The sequence below is a fragment of the Terrihalobacillus insolitus genome (assembly GCF_028416575.1).
Classification (GTDB): Bacteria; Bacillota; Bacilli; order Bacillales; family Amphibacillaceae; genus Terrihalobacillus; species Terrihalobacillus insolitus.
This window is the reverse complement of the sequence record NZ_JAMQKB010000002.1, coordinates 209508-233003: the sequence shown is the minus strand read 5'-3', so window position 1 is coordinate 233003 and position 23496 is coordinate 209508. Positions and strand designations below refer to the sequence as shown.

Sequence of the window (23496 nt, the reverse complement as noted above, 5' to 3'; positions counted from 1 at the left end):
AATAGATAATGATATATGAATGCGTTTTCATTGTGTTTATGTTTATTCTATATACAATCGGGAAATTAAATAGACTAAGAAGGTGGTGACTATGATTAAAAAGGTAATGTTTATTGTTGCAGGTGCCATAACAACTAGTATTGCTAGCTATTTGGCTATTTGTCCCGATCGGTTGAAAAAGACAAAAGAAAAAGAAGGAAAGAATGGAGCAATTCAAGTTTCGAATCAGCTCCCTATTAAACAAGCTGGTGTTCCAGACATAGAAGATCCTGAAAATGCTAAGATGGTATCGGAAGGATCTCAATTTGGTGTTCATTATTATAATGAAAGGCAGCACAGTGAGCTGTAATTCCTCGATTTATTAGTGCTTCTTGGAAAAAAAGACCCTCAAGAGTTGGAGGGTCTTTTAGGTTATGAGCTTTCATTAATCTTATTGTTAGATTGATCATCTTGAATTTGATCTAATTCCTTTTCATCTTCTTTAGGAATAACTTCTTCATTTTGATCTGGTTCTGATGGCTGATCTTCATTAATTGGGAATTCTGGCATATATCTTCCAACAATCGCAGAAAGCTCATCTACTACTCCTTGAATTGGATGTCCTTGTTCTATTTTGTCAGCCATTTGCTTAATTCGTTCAGTACCATCCGCATCTGCAATTACAATTGCTGTTTTCCCATAAGGATCTTCTTGTAAAGCTTCTAGAACTGTGTATTTTATAGTCCCTACTCGAGATCGATCTAAATCTTTATCAACATCAATTCCGACAACAGCATATGAACCAGCGACTACAGAGGTAGCACCTTGGACATTAGGAACGTCATTAGCAAGATCGGCTAAGTGATTGGCAATTTGCTCATTGGATAATGTTTGTTTTTTGATTGGATCCGAATCTTTTACTTGTATGGTCGTGGGATTTTGGTTCTTTTGGTTCGGTAAGCTTTCTTCCTCTTGACAAGCTACAAGGAAAAGAGTAGTGAAGCTAATGGCACTGATGATAAAAGTACGCTTACCCATAGTTGTATACTCCTCCTTTTTATCGTATTTTTTGATGTAATTACGAAGATTATGCATGAGGATGGAATAAACTAAATGGGTTGCGTAAAAATATGCCGAATATTGGCAGATATTACGAATTAAAAACAGATGTATAAATAAAAAAGACGATTCACATAAATATTTATTAGAATGAGAGCGCGAATTAAAGTTTTTCGTACCCACAAACGTCCTCATAACCTTGATGATCGAACTTTTTCTTGTTTTATTAAAATTGTGCAGCATCTGCCATTAATAAAAACTTTGGTCAATCAGAAAAACTGTTGTTGAACAACATTTCTTAGTCAATAACAATTTTTTTAACTCCTTTGATTGGTTCTGAAAGGTCAGATTCATCCATAACATAGAGGTGAACAGGTCCTTTGTCTTTAACGGGTTTTCCATCAACGGAAAACAATAGATAGCTTTGTTCCAGTTTTTTTAATGAAATGGTTTCATTACTGGTGTCTGTTATGATTTTTGCAATTGCTGCATCGCTTTTTATTTCAGCAGTTTGGATAAAGTCATGGATTGGCATAACGTATGTACCTTTTAATATTTTTTCCCGTTCAAATTTAGAAATGCTCTTGTTTACTGGAGGATTAATCTTTTGTTGAAAGACTTCTCGATCCAATCTTAAAGCAGTCTGATCAGCCTCGTCTACTTTGTTTTCTTTTTTTTCAATTGATTGGGTTAATTCATCAAATGGAATTTTTCGATCATCAAAGATCCATACTGTCGGATCAAGTGTTATGGGATAATTTACTTTGCCTGTTAATTGAACGATCATGGCATGAGCCACCTTTCGGAAATTATTTTGTGAAGGGCGATTATTTGGATGAAAGATATAATCGAGTCACATTCCTCTAAACAGAATAGCAGACATTATTTCAAATTTCATCTAGAGTGAATCATTAAACATAGTGGGTAGAAGTATTAGAATACTTCTTGCATTTTTATGTGACAAACGCTAATATAAATAGAAGAACGTTGTTTATGGAGGGGATTTTATTGATACCTGAAGTGGCTATTAGTGATCGTGAAAAAGCCTATGCCCTTCTACAGGCTGACGCAAATAAGATTTTGAAATTAATTAAGGTTCAAATCGATAACTTAACGATGCCTCAGTGTCCTTTATACGAAGAGGTTTTAGATACACAAATGTTTGGTCTATCAAGAGAAATTGACTTTGCTGTCCGATTAGATTTGGTAGATGAAGATGAGGGGAAAAAGCTTCTAGAAAATTTGGAAAAGCAATTAAACGTTCTACATGAAGCTGCACAAAATTCCTAGTCTTTTAAAACTTTCCTTTTCATTTGTATCAAAAAAGAACCTTCGCCCAAGGCAAGGTTTTTTTTACACTTAAAGAAAAGTAATTATATTTCCTTATTTCAGAAAAGTGTTTTTCTAAGTGCGGATACCATTCTCATCAGTGGTCATGTGAATCTAGTAACTTAAACCCACACACATCCTAGTAATCTTTCATAAAAGGAGTTAAACAATGAAACACAAATGGAAGGATTTCGATTTCACCTTAATTATTACTCCATTACTCCTTTCTGCATTTGGAATTGTTATGATTTATAGTGCTAGTATGGTGCTTGCCGTCGTTGAAAATAATCCAGCAAATTATTATATGTGGAAGCAGTTAATCTGGTTTATGATCGGTTTCGTAATATTTATCTTAGCATGCGCTTTTCCTTATCGCTATTATCAGAAGTTTGTGAAAATAATGGTAATAGGCATTTTAGGATTATTAGCAGGAGTTTTTGTGTTTGGTATTGAAGTTAATTACTCAAAGTCTTGGTATGATTTTGGACCACTTAGTTTTCAGCCCGCAGAACTTGCTAAAATTGTTTTAATCATTTATTTAGCATCCATTTATTCAAAAAAGCAAAACTATATTGCTGACTTTAGTAAAGCCGTTCTCCCACCACTTGTCATGACAGGTATTATCTTAGGGTTAATTACTCTCCAACCAGATATCGGTACAGCTGCTATCATTTTCTTAATCGCTTGTAGCGTCATTTTCAGTTCTGGTATTCGATTTAAGCATCTATTTATTCTTATTGCAATTGGTGTTTCCTTTGTTGTTATTGCTATACCTAATATGGTGACAGATGAAAGAATTGCACGGTTTTCTGGTGCATATGAGCCTTTTGAAGATCCGAAAGATGATGGCTATCATTTGATTCAATCCTATGTTGCAATTGGCACTGGAGGTATACTAGGAGAAGGCCTTGGACAAGGTGTTCAGAAACTAGGATATTTACAGGAGCCCCACACGGACTTCATCATGGCAGTTATTGCAGAGGAGTTGGGGTTTGTTGGTGTTATGATCGTAATTGGAATGCTAGCTATTATTGTGTTGCGCGGTATTTATATCTCGAGACGCTGTGATGATAGTTTTGGAGCATTACTTTCGATTGGTATAGCTAGTATGATTGGTATTCAAACAACGATAAATTTAGGTGCAATAAGCGGATTGTTGCCAATTACTGGTGTGCCGCTTCCGTTTGTAAGCTATGGAGGATCGTCCCTCGTAATAATGTTATTTTCAATGGGTGTTTTAAACAACATTGCATATTCTGTTCGATCAAAAGAGGGTTCAATAAACACAGACACCAAACCCCTTAAAGAAAAAATCCAACATATAAGAGCTATTCAAAATTTAAAGGAGGACAATCATGGCAACATTAAAGACAATTAAAAAAGTATTAGTAGCAAATCGTGGCGAAATTGCGATTCGGGTGTTTCGTGCGTGTACGGAATTAAATATTCGTACTGTAGCGATCTATTCGAAAGAGGATACTGGATCATTCCATCGATATAAAGCGGATGAAGCTTATTTGGTAGGAGAGGGAAAAAAACCGATAGATGCATACTTAGATATTGAAGGTATTATTGAAGTTGCGAAAAATGTTGGAGTCGATGCCATTCATCCAGGGTATGGCCTACTGTCTGAAAATATTCATTTTGCCAGGAGATGTGAACAGGAGGGAATCATCTTTATTGGCCCTACTAGTCAACACTTAGATATGTTTGGAGATAAGGTGAAAGCTAGATACCAAGCACTTGAAGCAGGTATTCCCGTTATCCCAGGAACGGATGGCCCAGTTGAAAATCTTGCAGAGGTGGAAGCATTTGGAGATAAGCACGGTTATCCGATTATCATTAAGGCATCGTTAGGTGGTGGTGGTCGTGGTATGAGGATTGTAAGAAGTGCTAGCGCCTTAGCAGATTCGTATGAACGGGCAAAATCAGAAGCAAAATCTGCATTTGGAAGTGATGAGGTATATGTAGAAAAATTGATCGAAAACCCGAAGCATATTGAAGTACAAATACTTGGGGATTGGGATAAAAATGTCGTACATTTATATGAAAGAGATTGTTCTGTTCAAAGACGTCATCAAAAAGTTGTCGAGGTTGCTCCAAGTGTATCTCTGTCAGATGTTCTGAGGCATGAAATTTGCGATGCAGCAGTGAAATTAATGGAAAATGTGGAGTATGTTAATGCAGGTACAGTTGAGTTTCTCGTAACCAATGATGAATTCTTTTTCATTGAGGTAAACCCGAGGGTGCAGGTTGAACATACGATTACAGAATTAATTACTGGGATTGACATTGTGCAGTCGCAAATTAAGATAGCACAAGGTAACTCTCTATTTAGTAAAGAAATAGGTATACCTAGCCAAGAGAATATCCAAACAAATGGATTCGCTATCCAGTCCCGGGTTACAACGGAAGACCCATTAAATAATTTTATGCCTGACACTGGTAAAATTATGGCTTATCGTTCTGGTGGTGGTTTTGGAGTTCGGTTGGATGCAGGTAACGGGTTTCAAGGGGCGGTTATTTCCCCGCACTATGATTCATTGCTCGTTAAAGTTTCGACATGGGCATTAACTTTTGAACAGGCAGCACAAAAGATGGTGAGAAACTTAAAAGAATTTCGAATTAGAGGGATTAAAACAAACATCCCATTTTTAGAAAATGTTATTTTACATGAAAAATTTGTTTCTGGTGCATACAATACGACTTTTATTGACCAGACACCTGAACTATTTGTTTTCCCGAAGAGAAAAGATCGTGGAACAAAAATGTTAACTTATATTGGGCATACCACTGTCAACGGGTTTGAAGGACTTGATAAAAAGAAAAAACCTAGTTTTGAAAAGCCACGGCTTCCGAAGTTGAAATATTCTGAAGAAATGCCAAAAGGAACGAAACAAATCCTGGACGAAAAAGGCCCTGATGGATTAGCTGAATGGTTAAAAGATCAAAAAGAAGTTCTTTTAACAGATACTACTTTTCGTGATGCGCATCAGTCTCTATTGGCTACAAGGATTCGGACAAAGGATTTAGTTCAAATAGCAGAACCTACCGCACGTCTATTGCCAGAACTGTTTTCTGTAGAGATGTGGGGTGGAGCAACTTTTGATGTGTCCTATCGTTTTTTAAAAGAAGATCCATGGGAAAGATTGCTTAAGCTACGTGAAAAAATGCCGAACGTAATGTTTCAAATGCTTTTGCGTGCTAGCAATGCGGTAGGGTATAAAAACTACCCCGATAACCTCGTTCGTGAATTTGTAAAACAAAGCGCCAATGCTGGGATTGATGTATTCCGTATTTTCGACAGTTTAAATTGGGTGGAAGGTATGACGCTTGCGATTGATGCGGCTCGTGAAAATAACAAGGTTGCGGAAGCTGCGATGTGCTACACTGGGGATATTTTGGATTCAAAGAGAACGAAATATAATTTAGCATACTACACGAAGTTAGCAAAAGAATTAGAAGGTGCTGGTGCTCATGTTCTAGGCATCAAGGACATGGCTGGGTTACTAAAACCAGAAGCTGCTTATCAATTAATCAGTGCTTTAAAAGAGACGATTAATATCCCGATTCATTTGCATACACATGACACGAGTGGAAATGGAATATTTACTTATGCAAGGGCAGTTGAAGCCGGTGTGGATGTTGTCGATGTTGCAAGTGGTCCGATGGCTGGTTTAACTTCACAACCAAGTGCTACGAGTCTTTACTATGCGTTAGAAGGAAACAAGCGAAAGCCAACTATTCAAGTAGAATCTTATGAAAAGCTTGGCCATTATTGGGAGGACGTTCGGAATTATTACAAAGATTTTGAAAGTGGAATGGTTTCGCCACATTCTGAAGTCTATGAACATGAAATGCCTGGTGGTCAATATAGTAATTTAAGACAGCAAGCTAAGGCTGTCGGTTTGGAGAGTCGTTGGGATGAAGTGAAAAAGATGTATCGTAGAGTGAACGATATGTTTGGTGATCTTGTAAAAGTAACACCTTCTTCTAAAGTGGTTGGTGATATGGCATTATTTATGGTGCAAAACAATCTAACAGAGGATGATATTTACGAAAGAGGAGAATCACTTGATTTCCCTGATTCAGTTATTGAGTTAGCCCAAGGTTATTTAGGTCAACCATACCAAGGCTTTCCACAGGAATTGCAACGAATCATCCTAAAGGGTAGGGAGCCAATTACGGTTCGACCAGGAGAACTACTTGATCCTGTCAATTTTACGGAACTAAAAGAAACCTTGTTTAAACAACTCGATCGACAAGTGACTAGTTTTGACATTGTTTCACACGCATTGTATCCAAAGGTTTTTATGGACTACCATAGGTTTTATGAAACATATGGAGATATGTCTGTACTGAATACCCCTACATTTTTTTACGGAATGAAACTAGGTGAAGAAATTGAGGTGGAAATTGAACAAGGGAAAACCTTAATTGTGAAACTAATATCAATGGGTGAGCCTCAACTAGATGGAACAAGGGTGATTTATTTTGAACTGAACGGGCAACCTCGAGAAGTCATTGTCAAAGATGAGAATGTTAAATCAACCATAGCAACGAGGGTAAAAGCAGATCCAAGTAATGATAAACACATTGCAGCGACAATGCCAGGAACAGTTGTGAACTTATTAACTGAAGTTGGTGAAAAGGTTGATAAAGGGGATCACCTCATGATTACGGAAGCGATGAAAATGGAAACAACCGTGCAAGCTCCGTATGAAGGGAAAATTAAAAATATCTTTGTCAAAAATGGAGACGCCATTCAAGTAGGTGAATTACTCATTGAGTTTGAGTAATTATTAAAAAGATAAAACACCCAGGAGAAGATCCTTTTGGGTGTTTTATTAGAGTACAAAACTTTTCTATTCGGATTCGGCTCGTTCTTTTTCGTATTTAGCGCTTCGTGTGGATAGTAAAACAAAGTAACTAAGCACACCGAAATAGCAAGTGATTACTAATGCATGTAATAATGCAATATATAGGTTAAGCATAGTAAAGATAATCATAGCTCCTAGTGTTACTTGAAGAATCATTAAGATCAATGCAGCAGTCCAACCGATTAACATTACTCTGTTTCCTTTATAGCTTTTTATGATTTTAAAAAATAGGAGAACGGTCCAAACAAATGCTATTCCTGCAGCAAAGCGGTGACCCATTTGTATCCACTGACCGAAGTATAAATCGGAAAAAGGAGTTGTCGAGGAACATAGTGGCCACGAACCACAGGTCATACTTGCATCGGCATAGCGAACAAACGCTCCAGTATAAACGACTACTAAAATGTAAGCAGTTAATGCATATATTTGCATTCGAAGTTTTGGTTCAATTACTAAGGATCGAGCATCAAATTTTTTATCTATTTCAAAAATCAGTAGGGTCAAAAGAAAGATAGAAGCAAATGATATAAGGGATATTCCAAAATGCATGGCCAATACAAAATCGGATTGCCCCCACATAACTGCAGCTGCTCCAATGAGTGCTTGTAATACTAGAAAAAACAAGGACGTAAAGGATAGAAGTTTAACCTCTCGTATGTGTCCGATAAATTTCCAAGAAAGTACAGATAATAAGAGAACAAGAATACCTACAGCCCCTGAAACAAGGCGGTGACTTAGTTCAATGATTAGTTCCGGTGTAATCACAGAGGGGATGATTTCTCCGTCACAAAGCGGCCAACTAGAACCACACCCCATTCCTGATTCTGTTTTCGTAACGAGTGCTCCACCGACCAAAACGAGTAGCATTCCAAATGTTGCTAATATCGATATTGTTTTAAGTAGTTTGTTCATGTATGCACCTGCCATTCTCCACTTCCTATATACGTTTTTATCTTTAAATGGTTTTAGGGTTTTAGACCCCCACCTCTAAGCGAAGCGTAGGTGGGAATTTCCAATCAGGTGGAGTCGAGACTCCATCTGATTCCCCGATGTTTCAGCTTGCTGAAACGAGTTCGCTCTACATCTATCAAGACTACATGAAAGTTCTATGAAAAAATTTTTTAAACATACAAATGCTATATTACCATGTTGCTGTAAAACTTTCATCTTTAAATGCGACTTTTTGAACAACCGCTCATTGAGATTTTCTTTAAAAGTAAAAAAGCCTTGCAATGTCGACCTTTATTTGCTAGAAATATATAGGGGGATTTGGATAAATTTCTTCAAGACGGAAAATAATAAACGTCAAGTAGCAGATTTGATCCATCATACTTGGTATATACAAGATAACCTAGTTTTGAGTCGTATTTTCACAAAATCGTCACATGATTTGTCGTTTTATCCTGTTTAAAACAGATTCTATATTAGATTGAATATTAAATACGTGATACAATAATATAAGTTCGTTTGTTTTATTAAGACTAAACAAAACAACAACCCAAACAAAACGACTTCAAATGATAATATATTCGATTTGATCGGGGCTGGAAGGGGATAATAGCATTGAATAAGGTGGAAATTACATCTTCCTCACCTGTTATTGGAAATACGGGGAATAAGGAAAAGGTTACTACTTTATGGTCAGATCTTAAGGCACTTATTAAAGTTGGGATTATAAATTCGAATTTAATGACAGCATTTGTTGGATTTTGGTTAGCGCTTTATTATACAGGCTCCTCCTTTTTAGAAAACTGGCAAACTTTTTTATTTGCAATGGCAGGGACTGCTTTAATTATTGCTGGTGGTTGTATCATTAATAATTATTATGATCGTGATATTGATCCTGTTATGGATCGAACGAAAAAACGACCAACAGTTACAGGGTCTATTCCTTTACAAACGATCCTTATATTAGGGATTGCTACTTCTGTTACTGGTGTAACGCTTCTTTTAATGACAACTGTTCAAGCTGCAATTATAGGGGCATTTGGTTGGTTTGCTTATGTCGTTCTATATACGATGTGGTCCAAGCGAAGATATACGATTAATACAGCGATAGGTAGTTTGTCTGGAGCTGTACCACCACTTATTGGATGGGCTGCTGTTGAACCTAAATTTCATATGGTTGCTTTCATCTTGTTTTTAATTATGTTTATTTGGCAAACTCCGCACTTCCTTGCACTTGCAATGAAAAAGTGTAAAGAATATAAGCGAGCTGGAATTCCAATGCTGCCCGTAATACATGGATTCTCAATTACCAAACGTCAAATGGTTGTTTATGTAGCATGCCTTCTGCCGTTGCCTTTTTATTTATATTCACTTGGCTTAACTTTTCTAATCATTGCGACATTACTTAACATTGGTTGGTTAATACTTGGTATGACAGGCTTTTATGTGAAAAGTGATAAAAAATGGGCAACTTGGATGTTTGTTTATTCATTGAACTACTTGACCATATTATGTGTAACTGTAGTTGTTGTAACGTTTCCGACCATCTTTTAACTACACTATCCTACTATTTTGTAGGATAGTTGTTAAATAAATTATAACAAGGAATTATATTAGAAAGAGAGGTATCATTACAATGAAAGGTTGGATGGGAAAATTCCGAGTTCTATTCATTCTAGGATCTACGGCTCTAGTGTTGTCAGGCTGTGGACTCGAAAATTTGACTGCCCTAGATCCCAAAGGTTACGGGGCACAGGTGTCACTTGACCTCATTATACTATCAATCGTTATAATGGTTTTTGTATTCTTAGTAGTAATGGTCATTTATACCTTTGTATTTTTCCGTTTTAGGCAAAAGAAAGGCCAAGAGGATGTTATTCCAAAACAGGTAGAGGGGAATAAAGTACTTGAAGTGATCTGGACTGTGATCCCTATCATCTTGTTGCTTATTCTTGCGGTGCCTACTGTAACCGCTACTTTTGACCTTGCGGAAGGTCAACCGGAAGGATCTGACTTATTAAATGTTAATGTCACGGGCAATCAATATTGGTGGAACTTCAGTTATGATGACCTAGACGTACAAACTAGTCAGGACTTATACATACCGACTGGTGAAAGAGTTTATATTGATATGAAATCGAGTGATGTGATTCACTCCTTCTGGCTACCTTCTATTTCTGGGAAGATGGATGTAAACCCAGAGAATGAAAACACTATGTTTATTGAAGCACAAGAAGAAGGAGTATATTGGGGTAAATGTGCAGAATTATGTGGTCCATCACACTCATTAATGGATTTTAGAGTAGTCGCAGTTAGTCCAGATGAATTTGATCAATGGGTAACGGATATGAAGAATGTTGACCCTGAAGCTGAGCCAGAAACTGCTAGTGCACAGGAAGGGAAACAACTTTTTTCAGACAAAGGGTGTATTAGTTGTCATGCTCTTGGGTCCTCACCAACAGCTATTGGTCCTAACTTGACAAGCTTTGGTTCAAGAACGAAATTCGCTGGAATACTTGATCCGACAAAAGAAAACCTTGTAGATTGGATAATGGATCCTGAAAGCATTAAACCAGGAAACAAAATGACGGGTAATTATAAAGAAGTAACGGAAGAAGAGGCAAGTAAAATTGCGGATTATTTGTTACAGTTAGAGCCATCAGAAATTACCCCAGAAGATGCAGAAAGTGAGTAAAAGGAATGGATATAGGTTAAGGGAGGTTAAAAATAGTGAGTACAGCAATTGCACAGAAACAAGGCTTTGGTGCAATCTTATGGGACTATTTAACAACAGTTGACCATAAGAAAATTGCCCACCTTTACTTATTTGGTGGAGGGTTTTTCTTCATTATAGGTGGATTAGAAGCCATGATAATTCGGATTCAACTAATAAAACCAGCGAATGATTTTGTTAGCGCAGGTTTTTATAATGAACTTTTAACGATGCACGGAACGACGATGATATTTTTTGCCGCGATGCCGTTTATTTTTGCCCTGATGAATGCGGTAGTTCCATTACAAATTGGGGCTCGAGATGTTGCTTTTCCTTTTTTGAATGCTTTGGGTTTTTGGTTGTTTCTAGCAGGAGGACTTATATTAAATGCTAGTTGGTTATTAGGAGGTGCTCCTGATGCAGGTTGGACAGCCTATGCTCCCTTGTCAACAACCTCACCAGGCCACGGAGTCGACTTTTACGTACTAGGTCTACAAATTTCTGGTGCAGGAACTTTAATTGGTGGAATTAATTTTTTAGTAACCATCGTTAACATGCGTGCACCAGGAATGACTTACATGCGTATGCCACTTTTTACGTGGACTATTTTTGTAACAAGTGCTTTAATTCTTTTTGCTTTTCCGGCATTAACAGTTGGTCTATTTTTAATGATGTTTGACCGTTTATTCGGTTCTGCATTTTTTAATCCAGACATGGGTGGTAATACAATCATTTGGGAACACCTTTTTTGGATCTTCGGTCACCCAGAAGTTTATATTTTAATACTCCCAGCATTTGGAGTATTTAGTGAAGTAATACCTACATTTTCTAAAAAGCGTTTATTCGGGTATACGGCAATGGTGTTCGCCACTGTTTTAATTGGTTTCTTAGGATTTATGGTGTGGGCACACCACATGTTTACCGTTGGCTTAGGTCCTGCTGCTAATGCAATATTTGCAGTAGCTACAATGGCAATTGCCGTTCCTACTGGGGTGAAAATATTTAATTGGCTGTTTACGATGTGGGGCGGAAGTATTAGGGTCACAACCGCAATGTTATGGGCACTCGGGTTTATACCTACTTTTACACTAGGTGGGATGACAGGTGTGATGCTCGCCTCAGCGGTAGCTGATTATCAATATCAGGATTCCTACTTCGTTGTTGCCCATTTCCACTATGTAATTGTAGGTGGGGTAATATTCGGTATATTTGCATCTTTACACTACTGGTGGCCTAAAATGTTCGGTAAAATGTTGAATGAGAAATTGGGGAAGCTTACATTTTGGACTTTCTTTATAGGATTTCATTTAACATTCTTTATCCAACATTTCCTTGGATTAATGGGAATGCCTAGACGTACTTGGACATACTTACCAGGCCAAGGGTTGGATAATGGAAATTTAATCAGTACAATTGGTGCTTTCTTAATGGCATTTGGTGTAATCGTATTCTTCTATAATGTGGTGTACACTGCTATTAAAGGAGAAAAAGTTAGCAATGATCCTTGGGACGGTAGAACGTTAGAATGGACGATTGCTTCCCCACCACCGCATTATAACTTTAAACAAATCCCACTAGTTCGAGGTTTAGATGCACTATGGGTTGAAAAAATGGAAGGCAACAAAAATCTAATGCCTTCTGAGCCATTAGATGATATTCATATGCCAAATTCATCTATATTACCTTTTGTCATGTCACTTGGTTTATTTATCGCTAGCTTTGGGTTTATTTATCAAGTAGATGATCTAAGGTGGTTAATTGTTTTAATTGGCGGAATGTTGATTACATTTGGGGCGATGTTTGTTCGATCTGTTAAGGATGATCACGGTCATCATATTCATAAAGAAGACCTTGAAAAGGGGGATGGATTGTAATGAGTGATCACACACTAAATCCCGAAAAAATGCCACATAATCCTGAAAAGGCAACCCTTGAAGGAAAAAATAAATTTCTTGCGTTTTGGTTCTTCCTTGGTGGTGAAACCGTTCTATTTGCGAGTCTGTTTGGGACTTACTTAGCACTTAAAGGATCTACAAATGGTGGGCCTGCAGCAGAAGAAATTTTTGAGCTTGAGCTAGTTTTTGTCATGACAATGTTACTCTTAACCAGTTCCTTAACGAGTGTTTACGCCATGTATCATATGAAAAACAATAACTTTGGTAAAATGCAACTCTGGTTAGGTGTTACCGTTCTACTGGGGATTGGTTTCCTAAGTTTTGAAATTTATGAGTTCACCAATTACATTACAAATGAGGATTTTACTTTTAGAACGTCAGCATTTGGATCTGCATTTTATACATTAGTTGGTTTCCACGGTGGTCACGTAACCTTTGGATTATTATGGATTATTACCCTAATGATTCGAAATGCAAAACGTGGGTTAAACTTATACAACGCACCGAAATTTTATATTGCTAGCTTGTACTGGCACTTTATTGATGTCGTCTGGGTTTTTATCTTTACCGTTGTATACTTAATGGGAAAGGTGGGTTAAACTATGGTAAGTAACTCCAATTCTTCTTCAGAATACAACCGAAAAAAAAATAAAGAAGAAATGAAACAACAGCTTATCACATTTACTCTAATGATCGTTTTTACGCTCATTGCGTTTTCCATGGTCATTTTTGAGTTTGATAAATTGTATGTGATCCCAGTTCTCTTAATCCTTGCAGTTGTGCAGGTCATATTTCAACTTTATTATTTTATGCATATGAAAAATAAAGACCACGAAATGCCAGCATTTATGTTCTATGGAGGATTAACGGTTGCTACAATAACTATATTGACGCTTTCCGTCATTACTTGGTGGTAAGGAAAAAGACTAGGGAAACCCCCTAGTCTTTTTTGGTTATGGATCATAGTGCAATGAGGAAAATTCATAAAATTGACCAACTCATCATCTACAAAGGAAGAATGGTTATGATATAGTGTAGTTAACCTTGTCTCTTTTGACGGACATACATATATGAAACGGGAAATAATAAGAAAGTGGGGAATGTTGTCCATGTTACCGTTATTACCTACGTTAAGTACTTTTTTTATCGTATTAAGTGCTATTCTAGTTGCAATCGGCTGGTATTTTGTTTCACAAAGCAAATACACAGCACACAAGCGTACTATGCTTTCGGCAGCGGTTAGTGCCCTGTTATTCTTTATCATATACGCATCTCGAACTATTTTTATAGGAAATACAAGCTTTGGAGGACCTGATGATGTAAAGCTGTATTATACCATCTTTTTGATTTTTCACATCTTTTTAGCCACAACTGGAGCTGTTTTTGGAATCGTTACAATTAATTTAGCTTTTAAGCGAAGGATCGCAAAACATCGAAAAATTGGTCCAGTAACAAGTGTCATTTGGTTTTTTACTGCGATTACAGGTGTTTTCGTGTACTTACTGCTTTATATTTTTTATGAGGGTGGGGAAAAGACAAGTATGATCAAAGCAATCCTTGGCTTTTAGTAAAGTACTCATAAGAGATCTGGAAAGAAGGATCAGCAATGATGGATGTAGTAAGTTCAAGAATAACGTTAACCCCTATTACCCTTGAGTTTGGCAACCAGTTGCTAAAAGGTTCAGCAGTTTTTGCATCTCCATGTATTACAGTTCCCAATGACAACTGGCCGTCTAATGGATTAAAGGCAATCCTTCCATACTACCTTGAAAAACTCGAGTCAGATCAGAAAGAATTAGGTTTTGGACCATGGATTATAAAAGACAAAAGTAAAAATATAGTTGTTGGTGAGATTGGGTTTAAGGGAAGGTTAAATTCGGAGAAAGAAGCAGAGATCTGGTATTACGTAGTTGCAAACAGAAGGCGTCAGGGATATGCAACAGAGGCAGTCTCAACACTTTGTCACTGGGCCTTTGCTAACTGCGTCGAAAGAATCAAAGCACACTGTAAAAAAAAGAATATTGCTTCTCAAAAGGTGCTACATGGAACTGGATTTACATGTATAAGTGAAGACGATGGTGTATTACTGTATATTAGAAATAAGTCTTTTGAAGAGAAGCATAGATAAAAGAAATCGGCATTATTGCCGATTTCTTTTATCTGAAAATATAGTGAACAATTTGCAATTTCCAACGCCTCTTAAATCTTGAAATCCCATTTAATGATTCCAGCCTCTTTAGCTGAATTAAAAGCTATTACTAACAATGGCCCTAGTACAAATCCAATTACTCCAAAAAGCTGTAATCCGATATACATCCCGATCAAAGTGGCTAGTGGTGATAGTCCAATGTGCCGTCCCATTACTTTTGGTTCTACAGTTCTTCGGATACCAAGTAATAAGAGAGCCAAAACCGATAGTTGGGTACCAGCTGTAATGTCTCCAGCAAGAAACATATAGATCGCCCATGGCCCTAAAATAATAATGGATCCAATTATTGGGATAAAATCAATGATCCAAATAATTAGTGACATGATAACTGCAAATTCTGGTGCAATAATGAGTAAACCTACAAGTGAAACGACGAAGATAATGATACTTACCAAGAATTGGGCCTTTAAAAAACCTAGAATAACATAAGCTAATCTTGCGTTCATGAATTGAACCTTTTCTGCCGTTTCATCTGTTAAGTGTTCATACACCATTGTTTTTAACCTTGGTATTTCAAGCATAAATAAGAAAAGTGCGATCATATACACAAGTAGGCTAACTAGATATTGTGGAACTTGTGCAGCCGCGGAAGCAATTTTATTTATTCGAAAACGGTCTTTTACTAATTCACTTAATGCGTCTATGTTATCTTTTATACTTTGTGTTAGTTGCACCACAAATTCTTTAGGGAGGTCCTTTGTAAAACGGTTTAAATCACTTTCCCATTGAGCGAAAATTGCATTTAATTGTGTGACATAGGAAGGAGCATTCTCAGTAAAATTAATCATTTGTGTCACTACGCGTGTAACGACATAGGTTCCGATTACACTTAGTACAATTAAAAACAATAAAAAAATAATAATAACAGAAACTTTCCGATTTAATCTAAATCTGAACTGTACCCACCTTATAGAAGGGTTTAAAAATAAGGCTGTTATAAAAGCCAAAATTAGTGGAACAGATACAGGTAGAATAAAATAACCGATCAAAATCAGTAAAACACTTAATAATATTAGGATCCATTGGCGTTTAGACAAATAACGAAACAATTTATGTATGAATCTCCTTTCCCAAGGTACAGCATCTAATAAGAATATAACATGTAGTGTACTATTTGAATAGATAATAGGCTTGTATTTTTTATTTTTCCCAATAACAAAACACTGCATACTTGTGCTTGATTTAGAATGAATGGCTTTAATCGATTGCAACTTGACCTAATTCATACTATTATTACTTTAGATACATATCAATTTTGTGAGGTGGAAGGAATGAAGATTGAAGGAACAGGCATTGATGGAATGACGATTGAATTAAAACCATTAGACCATTTTATGGAAAACAACCTTTTTGTGCGAGCAGGTCAATGGGATTATGAACGGGTTACGTATGATTACAAAATTGGTTCGAGTGAAAAAAATATTACTTATTATATTCGAATTCTAGGTTACGCACTTGAAGGAGATGTAGATAGTGGGGATGCTATTTTGAAGTTGAACACCCCTTTGTTAGGGAAACATTATTACCCACACGGCGTAGAGTATGGAGAACAAGAAGGATTTCCAGACAGCTTAGTGGAACGTGCATTTCATATTGTTAAAGGTGTAACAGAGGATATCAAAAGCTTTCATATCGTTAACTCGGTTAAAGATATCATGAAAGAGGATGTTACATTTTCTAAGCCTGAGGACGATTTGAAAGAAGTATCCGTAATGATGAAAAAGCATAACTTGGACACAATACCAATATGTGACTCTGAACAAAAATTAGTAGGAATGGTAACTGCACATGACATCGTTTTACAAGGGTTTGCAGAAGAAAAACCCGGGACTACTAAAGTAAGTGAAATAATGAATGGTGATTTAGCTTTCGTTGAGCCTGACACAAGTATAGATGAAGCAAAAAAGTTAATGGCACAGCATAACGTTCGCCGACTTCCTGTTACGGTCAATGGTAATCTTGTTGGTGTAGTTTCTTTAGATGATATCCAATAAAACGAAGAATAAAATGGACTTAAGGTACTCTGCCATGGGAGCAGGGTGCCTTTTCTTTTGAGCACGCACTAAAAGAGGTTGTTCAAAAAGTTTCATGCAAGTTATTTTTTGTTTAGGGAATCATGATATCGAGGGTTCTTTTTAAGTAATCCTATAATTGTTCAGGGAGGAATGTTAAATGAAATCGGTAAAAGATATTATGGCTACAGATTTGACTATTTGTAAACTGGATGATGAATTAAGCAAAGTTGCTAATGAAATGAAGAATCATGATGTTGGTGCTATACCTGTTTGCGAGGAAAACCGCGAACTTATTGGGATGGTAACAGACCGAGACCTTGTATTACGTGGATACGCTGCGAAAAAAGATGGTTCCGCAAAAATAAGAGAGGTTATGAGTGACGATTTATATACCGCTGATCCTGGAATGAGTGTGCAAGAAGCAAGCAAATTTATGGCTGAGAAACAAATTCGCAGACTTCCTATTGTTGAAAACGGAAAACTTATTGGAATTGTCTCTCTAGGTGATTTGGCACTTGAGAGAAAATCAAACGATGCGGCTGGTCAGGCTTTAGAAGAAATTTCTGAACACCATCACCATGGAATTCATTAAAGAATAGAATTGAGTTTGACAAAGATCCGCGTGATAAAAGACCTCCATCATTCTAATGGAGGTCTTTTACATATTAAATATTATGGATTTCTCTTTTCTATCATAAAAAATAGATTCTTTACTATAATAGTGATAAGAAGAGAAAAGGAGACAGAAGGGTTATGAGGGGAATAAAATTATTCGTTCTATTACTATTACTAGGTGGAGGAGCCTATTATGCTTACTCATTTGATGCGTCAGAGGTGAATGATAGTGAGACAGATACGAAAGATGATCTGAGTTTAGAACAAGTCCAAAGAGATTCACCTAAGGATTCACCAAAGCAAAATGAAGAAGATACCATTAAGCTAAACGGCCAGCTCTATAAGTGGATTGGTAAAACAGCTAGTACATTGAAAGGAGAATTTGGTGCACCTACGCGTAAAGACCTAAGTTCATATGGGTATACATGGTGGGTCTATACCAATCAAGAAAATCAATATATCCAGTTCGGTGTAGAAAATGATAAGGTCGTTACTGTATATGCAACAGGAGAAAATCTATCTGCAGAACCGGCTCAAATCGGACAAGGATACGGTGAAGTGAATGAGCAATTTGATTTTAACGAAAAGGTTTCGTTATCAGAGGAATTTCAAACATATGAGTTCAAACTAACGAAAGATCAATTAGAAACACGACCTTTGGTAAAAGTAAAAGATGATATTTTTATTCAGTTTTATTTTGATCGTTTTACCGAAAGCTTATCATCCATTCGAGTGCTAAATACATCTGTTCTATTGTTGCAGCGACCGTACAAGATTTCCTATCGTGGGGAACTTCCAGAAAAACCGACAAACAGTAAAGAGGAATGGAAAGAGATTGATTCAGGCATGGAACAGCAGGTTTTTGACTTGACAAATATTATTCGAAATCGATTTGATAAATCAATGCTCGACTGGAATGACCGTGTGGCTGAAGTAGCATTTGGCCATAGTAAAGACATGGCTTTAAACAATTATTTTTCTCACTTTTCACCTGATGGAAACGGATTAAAGGAAAGGTTAAAAGAAAAGAGTATCATTTATTCAGCTGCTGGAGAAAATATAGCAGCACAATATCCAGATGCCCCTGCAGCAGTGGAAGGCTGGCTAAATAGTGAGGGGCATAGAAAGGCTATGTTAACAGATGATTACTCAGATCTAGGTGTTGGCGTATACCGATATTATTACACCCAAAATTTTTTAAAAAAACAATGACTTTTTGAACACCCTCTACAAGCATTACACAAAACATGAATATTTTTTCCGTCACACTGCCTATATAATTACATAAACTACTAATAACTACGAAAGGCAGGATGACATATTTGAGGTGATTATTGGTGGCTGACAAACAGTTAGATTCATCTGTTGAGAAGTTTAAATCCTTTGTTAAATCTCATCCAGAATTGATTCGAAAGGTGAAACAATCTGGGGAGAGCTGGCAACCCTATTATGAGAAGTGGGTATTATTAGGAGAAGACGATCCATACTGGGAAAACTATAAAAAAGTTGGAGAAAAGAAAGGGATCAAGAAGAAAAGTCAAAAATCTGCTAAGAAAAACAAACAAAAGGAATTAGTAGAAAATTTAATGAAAATAGCTGAAAAAATAGATGTAGAAAAGGTTCAAGGGCACATTGAACAACTGAATGGTGCTGTTTCAAATATACAGCAATTGGTTGGGCAATATCAGGACTACAAAAAACAAAAATCAGGCGTATATCCACCATATCCACCATATTACATGAATAAAGATTAGGAGGACATCATGATGCAGCCTTCTTTATATTACTATTTACGGTCAAGATCAGACTTACTTCATTTTATTCGAATGCATCCAGATTGGTATCGTAGTTTAACAAGGGATCCGAGTCAAATTCAAGTGTTAGAGGAACAGGCAAAAGTATTCTATGGTAGAACCCTTCCTCAAAAAATCGAAAAATTTGGAGGTAAATTACAAATGGTATCCATGCTCATGCAGCTAGCAGGTTCAACAGAAGATTGAACCTGTTTTCTTTATACGTAAAATTTGATATGATAGGTTCGGAGGTGGGAAAATGATCGCCACGATGGAAATGGTAGATATTTTAGATCAATCCGAAGAAATAGGAAGGATCATTCTACAGTCCGATGTGATGGAAGCATATCAGAGGGCTAAGTCTGACCTTTATCAAGATAAAGAAGCACAGCATCTCATATCTGTTTTTCAACGCACAAAGGAACAATATGAAGATGTAGAGAGATTTGGGAGATATCACCCTGATTATAATACGATTATGAAACAAATCCGTACTACGAAAAGGGATATGGATATGAATGATAAAGTAGCTGCATACAAAATTGCAGAAAGAAACTTACAGAAGCTGCTAGATGAAGTTAGTCAACACGTTGCATTTAGTGTTAGTGCACAAATTAAAGTACCAAAGGATGGAGCCGCATTAACAGAAGGTGGCTGTGGTTGTGGCAGTGGTAGCAGTGGTTGTGGTTGCAGGGCGTCTTAATAAAAGTTTTGTCCCCCATTACAAGAAAAGTGATGCAAATCCAATGATACTAGAAGTGAGGAATAAGGATGAGGACGAAAAGGCAAGGATTGATTGTTTGGTTCCAACATATGAAAAATGTAAAACATTTAAAACGATTTGGCCACCTAATCTACGTGTCAAAAAGTGAAAAATATGCGGTATTGTATGTGAATCAAGAAGATCTAGGTGAAATAGAAAATAAGTTAAATCGACTTCCATTTGTCTCGAAAACTGCACCTTCCTTTAAACCATTTATTCCCACTGAATACGACAATGCAAAGCCAGACAAAGCGAAGGAATATGATTATAAAATGGGAATATAATGTGTGGAGCTACTGTGATTAAGAAACAACTAAATACGATAAAAAAAGCCTGCAGAGATCATCTGCAGGCCCTTTTTGTTTTCTAATTAGAAAACAAAAAGGCAAAGGGAGAGGAGAAACCGGAGGAAGAACTTATGGGGAAACGTAAGTCTTCTCCGTGTTCTTGAAGCAACCAACTTGTTTGTTAGCCGCTTCACTAAGTTATTATGGACAAGCAAATAAATTATATACGTAAGTTTGAAAAAAAATAACTTCGTGTCGGCAACAAGCCTTAACGAAAGAAGGTTCCTTTCATCCATTTCCTGTTCAGCTATTTTTATGGTAGGATAAATCACGAATAATAAAAGAGAGGTGCCTGCTAATGAGAGTCATTGCTGGTGTACATAAAGGTAGGCCACTAAAGGCTGTACCAAGTCGACTGACAAGGCCAACAACAGACAAAGTGAAAGAAGCATTGTTCCAAATGATTGGTCCTTATTTTGATGGCGGAATTGGTTTAGACCTTTTTGCTGGAAGTGGTAATTTAGGAATTGAGGCAATTAGCAGGGGACTAGACAGGGTTATTTTTGTTGATCAACAACCAAAGGCAATTCAGACCATTTACGATAATGTAAAAATGCTAAGGATCGAGGATCGTGCAGAAGTGTTTCGAACAGAGGCATTTCGTGCGTTAAAAGCGGCAGCAAAGCGAGAATTAGCTTTTGATTACATTTTTCTTGACCCGCCATATGGAAAGGTTTCCTATGAACAATTAATAGAAACGGCTGGTCAGTACAGTTTGTTAACGGAAAGTGGTATGATTGTGTGTGAACACGAGGCAAAAGTGAGACTGCCAGACCAAGTAGCTAATTATAAACGACTGAAGTCAGACACATACGGAAATACTACAGCGATTTCATTATACCAATTAACAGAGGAGGTCACAGTGTGAGTAGGTTGGCAATTTGCCCGGGAAGTTTCGATCCAGTTACATACGGTCATTTGGATATTATTCAAAGAGGTGCAAACGTTTTTGATGAAGTGATTGTAACGGTATTTCATAATACATCCAAGGCCCCATTATTTTCCGTTGCAGAGCGGATTTCATTACTAGAGGAAGCCACAAAGGATATCGATCATGTAACAGTTGATTCGAGTAGTGATCTATTAATGAATTATGCAACAAAAAAAGGCGCTCACGCTATTTTACGTGGGTTGAGAGCTGTCAGTGACTTTGAATACGAAATGCAAATCACTTCGATGAATCGCAAGCTTAATGAGGAAATTGAAACATTTTTTATAATGACGAATAATCAATACTCTTTTTTAAGCTCTAGTATCGTGAAAGAGGTTGCGAAATACCATGCCAATGTGTCAGATTTGGTTCCAGAGGTTGTGGAACGTGCATTAATAAAGAAGTTCCAGCGTAATGCAGTAGATGGCTGACCATGTGTATTGGTCAGCCATCGCACTTTTAGAGGTTGTTCAAAAAGTCACCAAATGATAAGTTGCGCATCTCAGGCCCACACGATGTGGGTCATGCAGGCGTTGCCACAGGACGTGGCGGTCTTAGCCTGTAATTCCTTAACTGGCTTGTTTTTCCGTTACTCACGTATTAAAAGCATATCCTTAGAAAAAGAAGAACACTTTTTCTTCGTGCGAGGCAATGCTTTCGAAGCAACAAGCTTTCGCTCCGTTACTCAAAACAGCGCCGCCTCGACCTGCTTGCTTCTAATTTGCCGACTTTTTGAACACGCACTTTTACCGGATCCTAAAGCGACGTGCAAGAATGATGCAACCTATAAAGAGAGTGCTAATTGTAAGGATTGGTCCAAAGGTAGATAGCCATTCGAGTAACACCGACCATATTTGCGTTTTTTCATAAGCAAATACAGGAATATTTTGAAATTGTGTCGCTTGCTCATTTAAATACAACGGTTTGAATAAGATAATCGTTAACAATGCCGCAATGACACAATGTAAAAGCCTTGCAAAAAAGTAGGGAGCAAATCGGATGTCTGTATCTGCTATTATACTTGCTACTTGCGCTTGGACTGAAAAGCCATTAAAAGCTAAAATGATGCTCAAGATAATTGCTATTGGTAACATATTGGAAAAATCTAAATCAGAGATCATTTGTGCACCTAATGTTATTTCGAAAAGTCCTGAAAACATTGGCATAGCCAGTTCAGGTGGTAATGTCATCATATTTAGGATGATTTCTAAGAAATTAGAAATCATCTGAGAGATACCGACCAGAAACAATAGCTTTGTAAATACGGAAAACATAATGATGAATCCTCCAATCATTAATAAGGTCTGGATCGATTGGATGACAGCATCACCAAAAACTTTACCCAAAGGTCTTTCATCCTTCATTCGGGTATGATGTAGTTCACGAAAAGCCTTAGATAGTGAGATCGACCGTCTTTCATGTATGCTTCTTTTAGACCGGTCCTTCCTTTTGTAAAAGCGCATGCAAACACCTACTAAGGTATTTCCGCCGTAATGACTCACAGCTAACAGAATGCCCAGTTGTGCATCATGAAAAAAGCCGACAGAAATCGCACCAAAAATAAAGAGCGGATTTGATGAATTCGTAAAGGATACAAGACGCTCTGCTTCTGTTTTCGTTAGTTGTTCTTCTTGTCTTAGTCTTGCCGTTAGTTTTGCTCCAGAGGGATAACCACTCGCCATTCCCATTGCCCATACAAAGCTGCCTGCCCCAGGTATGTTAAATAATGGACGCATAATTGGTTCAAACAACACACCAATAAACTTAACGACCCCAAAGCCGATAAGAAGCTCAGCTGTTATAAAAAAAGGCAAGAGGGATGGAAATACGACCTCTGTCCACATATTAAGTCCGCGAATACTTGCCTTTAATGCCTCATCTGGAAATTTTATCAAAGAAATAGCAATAAAAAAGGCAGTTCCGGCAAAGCCTAAAGACATTAACTTTGCTTTCACTAATCAAGCCCCCTATCGGTCAAACACTTCACTTTTCTGTACTTCCGTTTTTGATAATAGTAAAA

Annotated in this window: 25 protein-coding genes; 20 read left to right on the top strand and 5 right to left on the bottom strand. The window is 37.1% G+C overall.

Annotation, left to right across the window (positions count from 1 at the left end; translation table 11 throughout):
- The first annotated feature begins 91 nt into the window (after window positions 1-91).
- The gene (locus NC797_RS04330) at window positions 92-349 is read left to right on the top strand and encodes a hypothetical protein (protein WP_272435482.1); all 258 of its coding nucleotides are present in this window, start codon (window positions 92-94) and stop codon (window positions 347-349) included.
- Between the two features lie 62 nt (window positions 350-411).
- On the opposite strand, the gene NC797_RS04325 is transcribed toward NC797_RS04330, so the two are convergent.
- A complete protein-coding gene (locus NC797_RS04325) occupies window positions 412-1017 on the bottom strand; it encodes a YhcN/YlaJ family sporulation lipoprotein (RefSeq protein ID WP_272435481.1) in 606 nt (201 codons plus the stop codon).
- A 319-nt stretch (window positions 1018-1336) separates the two neighbouring features.
- A complete protein-coding gene (locus NC797_RS04320; protein ID WP_272435480.1) occupies window positions 1337-1825 on the bottom strand; it encodes a hypothetical protein in 489 nt (162 codons plus the stop codon).
- A 206-nt stretch (window positions 1826-2031) separates the two neighbouring features.
- Between NC797_RS04320 and NC797_RS04315 the strand changes: the two genes are divergently transcribed.
- From NC797_RS04315 to pyc, 3 genes are all read left to right on the top strand, one after another.
- Entirely contained in the window at window positions 2032-2328 is a 297-nt protein-coding gene (locus tag NC797_RS04315; protein WP_417168681.1) for an Fpa/YlaN family protein, read from the top strand.
- A 208-nt stretch (window positions 2329-2536) separates the two neighbouring features.
- On the top strand, window positions 2537-3745 hold the full coding sequence (gene ftsW / locus NC797_RS04310) for a putative lipid II flippase FtsW (protein ID WP_272435479.1): 1209 nt from the start codon (window positions 2537-2539) through the stop codon (window positions 3743-3745).
- Window positions 3723-7166, top strand: a complete 3444-nt coding sequence (pyc, locus tag NC797_RS04305; protein WP_272435478.1) for a pyruvate carboxylase — start codon at window positions 3723-3725, stop codon at window positions 7164-7166. The genes ftsW and pyc overlap by 23 nt, the downstream gene beginning before the upstream one ends.
- A gap of 66 nt (window positions 7167-7232) precedes the next feature.
- On the opposite strand, the gene NC797_RS04300 is transcribed toward pyc, so the two are convergent.
- A complete protein-coding gene (locus NC797_RS04300; RefSeq protein ID WP_272435609.1) occupies window positions 7233-8159 on the bottom strand; it encodes a COX15/CtaA family protein in 927 nt (308 codons plus the stop codon).
- Between the two features lie 651 nt (window positions 8160-8810).
- Here NC797_RS04300 and cyoE point away from each other — a divergent pair.
- The 7 genes from cyoE to NC797_RS04265 all read left to right on the top strand — a co-directional run bounded on the left by cyoE (window position 8811) and on the right by NC797_RS04265 (window position 14931).
- Window positions 8811-9749, top strand: coding sequence for a heme o synthase (cyoE, locus tag NC797_RS04295; RefSeq protein WP_272435477.1), 939 nt, complete (start codon window positions 8811-8813; stop codon window positions 9747-9749).
- 82 nt (window positions 9750-9831) lie between these two features.
- On the top strand, window positions 9832-10890 hold the full coding sequence (gene coxB, locus NC797_RS04290; RefSeq protein ID WP_272435476.1) for a cytochrome c oxidase subunit II: 1059 nt from the start codon (window positions 9832-9834) through the stop codon (window positions 10888-10890).
- A gap of 35 nt (window positions 10891-10925) precedes the next feature.
- Entirely contained in the window at window positions 10926-12782 is a 1857-nt protein-coding gene (gene ctaD / locus NC797_RS04285) for a cytochrome c oxidase subunit I (RefSeq protein ID WP_272435475.1), read from the top strand.
- Window positions 12782-13402 carry a cytochrome (ubi)quinol oxidase subunit III gene (locus tag NC797_RS04280; protein WP_272435474.1) on the top strand — a complete coding sequence of 207 codons (621 nt, stop codon included), beginning with the start codon at window positions 12782-12784 and terminating at the stop codon, window positions 13400-13402. The genes ctaD and NC797_RS04280 overlap by 1 nt, the downstream gene beginning before the upstream one ends.
- 3 nt (window positions 13403-13405) lie before the next feature.
- The gene (gene ctaF, locus NC797_RS04275; protein ID WP_272435472.1) at window positions 13406-13720 is read left to right on the top strand and encodes a cytochrome c oxidase subunit IVB; all 315 of its coding nucleotides are present in this window, start codon (window positions 13406-13408) and stop codon (window positions 13718-13720) included.
- A gap of 192 nt (window positions 13721-13912) precedes the next feature.
- Window positions 13913-14371, top strand: coding sequence for a DUF420 domain-containing protein (locus NC797_RS04270; protein WP_417168680.1), 459 nt, complete (start codon window positions 13913-13915; stop codon window positions 14369-14371).
- Window positions 14372-14409: 38 nt separating this feature from the next.
- On the top strand, window positions 14410-14931 hold the full coding sequence (locus NC797_RS04265) for a GNAT family N-acetyltransferase (RefSeq protein ID WP_272435471.1): 522 nt from the start codon (window positions 14410-14412) through the stop codon (window positions 14929-14931).
- A gap of 71 nt (window positions 14932-15002) precedes the next feature.
- Here the strand turns inward: NC797_RS04265 and ytvI are convergent, their stop codons facing one another.
- Window positions 15003-16061: a sporulation integral membrane protein YtvI gene (gene ytvI / locus NC797_RS04260; protein ID WP_272435470.1), complete on the bottom strand. Its 1059-nt coding sequence runs from the start codon at window positions 16059-16061 to the stop codon at window positions 15003-15005.
- A gap of 222 nt (window positions 16062-16283) precedes the next feature.
- Between ytvI and NC797_RS18355 the strand changes: the two genes are divergently transcribed.
- The 9 genes from NC797_RS18355 to coaD all read left to right on the top strand — a co-directional run bounded on the left by NC797_RS18355 (window position 16284) and on the right by coaD (window position 21907).
- Complete coding sequence (locus NC797_RS18355; RefSeq protein ID WP_334313182.1) at window positions 16284-17006, top strand: YugN family protein; 723 nt, start codon at window positions 16284-16286, stop codon at window positions 17004-17006.
- Window positions 17007-17184: 178 nt separating this feature from the next.
- Window positions 17185-17619 (top strand): CBS domain-containing protein, encoded by a 435-nt coding sequence (locus NC797_RS04245; protein WP_272435468.1) that lies wholly within the window; start codon window positions 17185-17187, stop codon window positions 17617-17619.
- A 161-nt stretch (window positions 17620-17780) separates the two neighbouring features.
- Window positions 17781-18854 (top strand): CAP domain-containing protein, encoded by a 1074-nt coding sequence (locus NC797_RS04240; RefSeq protein WP_272435467.1) that lies wholly within the window; start codon window positions 17781-17783, stop codon window positions 18852-18854.
- Window positions 18855-18979: 125 nt separating this feature from the next.
- The gene (ylbD, locus tag NC797_RS04235; protein ID WP_272435466.1) at window positions 18980-19396 is read left to right on the top strand and encodes a spore coat protein YlbD; all 417 of its coding nucleotides are present in this window, start codon (window positions 18980-18982) and stop codon (window positions 19394-19396) included.
- Window positions 19397-19408: 12 nt separating this feature from the next.
- Window positions 19409-19642, top strand: coding sequence for a YlbE-like family protein (locus tag NC797_RS04230; protein ID WP_272435465.1), 234 nt, complete (start codon window positions 19409-19411; stop codon window positions 19640-19642).
- Between the two features lie 52 nt (window positions 19643-19694).
- A complete protein-coding gene (locus NC797_RS04225) occupies window positions 19695-20138 on the top strand; it encodes a YlbF/YmcA family competence regulator (protein WP_272435464.1) in 444 nt (147 codons plus the stop codon).
- Window positions 20139-20206: 68 nt separating this feature from the next.
- Window positions 20207-20482 carry a YlbG family protein gene (locus NC797_RS04220; RefSeq protein ID WP_272435463.1) on the top strand — a complete coding sequence of 92 codons (276 nt, stop codon included), beginning with the start codon at window positions 20207-20209 and terminating at the stop codon, window positions 20480-20482.
- Between the two features lie 361 nt (window positions 20483-20843).
- Complete coding sequence (rsmD, locus tag NC797_RS04215; RefSeq protein ID WP_272435462.1) at window positions 20844-21413, top strand: 16S rRNA (guanine(966)-N(2))-methyltransferase RsmD; 570 nt, start codon at window positions 20844-20846, stop codon at window positions 21411-21413.
- A complete protein-coding gene (coaD, locus tag NC797_RS04210) occupies window positions 21410-21907 on the top strand; it encodes a pantetheine-phosphate adenylyltransferase (RefSeq protein ID WP_272435461.1) in 498 nt (165 codons plus the stop codon). The genes rsmD and coaD overlap by 4 nt, the downstream gene beginning before the upstream one ends.
- 315 nt (window positions 21908-22222) lie before the next feature.
- Here the strand turns inward: coaD and ylbJ are convergent, their stop codons facing one another.
- Window positions 22223-23431: a sporulation integral membrane protein YlbJ gene (ylbJ, locus tag NC797_RS04205; RefSeq protein WP_272435459.1), complete on the bottom strand. Its 1209-nt coding sequence runs from the start codon at window positions 23429-23431 to the stop codon at window positions 22223-22225.
- Window positions 23432-23496 lie beyond the last annotated feature (65 nt).

What these genes read in the sequence shown, in the direction of transcription:
- NC797_RS04330 (WP_272435482.1), top strand. Translation starts at nt 92, where the DNA reads ATGATTAAAAAGGTAATGTTTATTGTTGCAGGTGCCATAACAACTAGT.
- NC797_RS18355 (WP_334313182.1), top strand. Translation starts at nt 16,284, where the DNA reads ATGAAGATTGAAGGAACAGGCATTGATGGAATGACGATTGAATTAAAA.
- ftsW (WP_272435479.1), top strand. Translation starts at nt 2,537, where the DNA reads ATGAAACACAAATGGAAGGATTTCGATTTCACCTTAATTATTACTCCA.
- NC797_RS04325 (WP_272435481.1), bottom strand. Translation starts at nt 1,017, where the DNA reads ATGGGTAAGCGTACTTTTATCATCAGTGCCATTAGCTTCACTACTCTT.
- NC797_RS04230 (WP_272435465.1), top strand. Translation starts at nt 19,409, where the DNA reads ATGCAGCCTTCTTTATATTACTATTTACGGTCAAGATCAGACTTACTT.
- rsmD (WP_272435462.1), top strand. Translation starts at nt 20,844, where the DNA reads ATGAGAGTCATTGCTGGTGTACATAAAGGTAGGCCACTAAAGGCTGTA.
- coxB (WP_272435476.1), top strand. Translation starts at nt 9,832, where the DNA reads ATGAAAGGTTGGATGGGAAAATTCCGAGTTCTATTCATTCTAGGATCT.
- pyc (WP_272435478.1), top strand. Translation starts at nt 3,723, where the DNA reads ATGGCAACATTAAAGACAATTAAAAAAGTATTAGTAGCAAATCGTGGC.
- NC797_RS04315 (WP_417168681.1), top strand. Translation starts at nt 2,032, where the DNA reads ATGGAGGGGATTTTATTGATACCTGAAGTGGCTATTAGTGATCGTGAA.
- NC797_RS04265 (WP_272435471.1), top strand. Translation starts at nt 14,410, where the DNA reads ATGATGGATGTAGTAAGTTCAAGAATAACGTTAACCCCTATTACCCTT.
- NC797_RS04245 (WP_272435468.1), top strand. Translation starts at nt 17,185, where the DNA reads ATGAAATCGGTAAAAGATATTATGGCTACAGATTTGACTATTTGTAAA.
- NC797_RS04240 (WP_272435467.1), top strand. Translation starts at nt 17,781, where the DNA reads ATGAGGGGAATAAAATTATTCGTTCTATTACTATTACTAGGTGGAGGA.
- NC797_RS04270 (WP_417168680.1), top strand. Translation starts at nt 13,913, where the DNA reads ATGTTACCGTTATTACCTACGTTAAGTACTTTTTTTATCGTATTAAGT.
- NC797_RS04220 (WP_272435463.1), top strand. Translation starts at nt 20,207, where the DNA reads ATGAGGACGAAAAGGCAAGGATTGATTGTTTGGTTCCAACATATGAAA.
- ctaF (WP_272435472.1), top strand. Translation starts at nt 13,406, where the DNA reads ATGGTAAGTAACTCCAATTCTTCTTCAGAATACAACCGAAAAAAAAAT.
- NC797_RS04320 (WP_272435480.1), bottom strand. Translation starts at nt 1,825, where the DNA reads ATGATCGTTCAATTAACAGGCAAAGTAAATTATCCCATAACACTTGAT.
- NC797_RS04300 (WP_272435609.1), bottom strand. Translation starts at nt 8,159, where the DNA reads ATGAACAAACTACTTAAAACAATATCGATATTAGCAACATTTGGAATG.
- NC797_RS04225 (WP_272435464.1), top strand. Translation starts at nt 19,695, where the DNA reads ATGATCGCCACGATGGAAATGGTAGATATTTTAGATCAATCCGAAGAA.
- NC797_RS04280 (WP_272435474.1), top strand. Translation starts at nt 12,782, where the DNA reads ATGAGTGATCACACACTAAATCCCGAAAAAATGCCACATAATCCTGAA.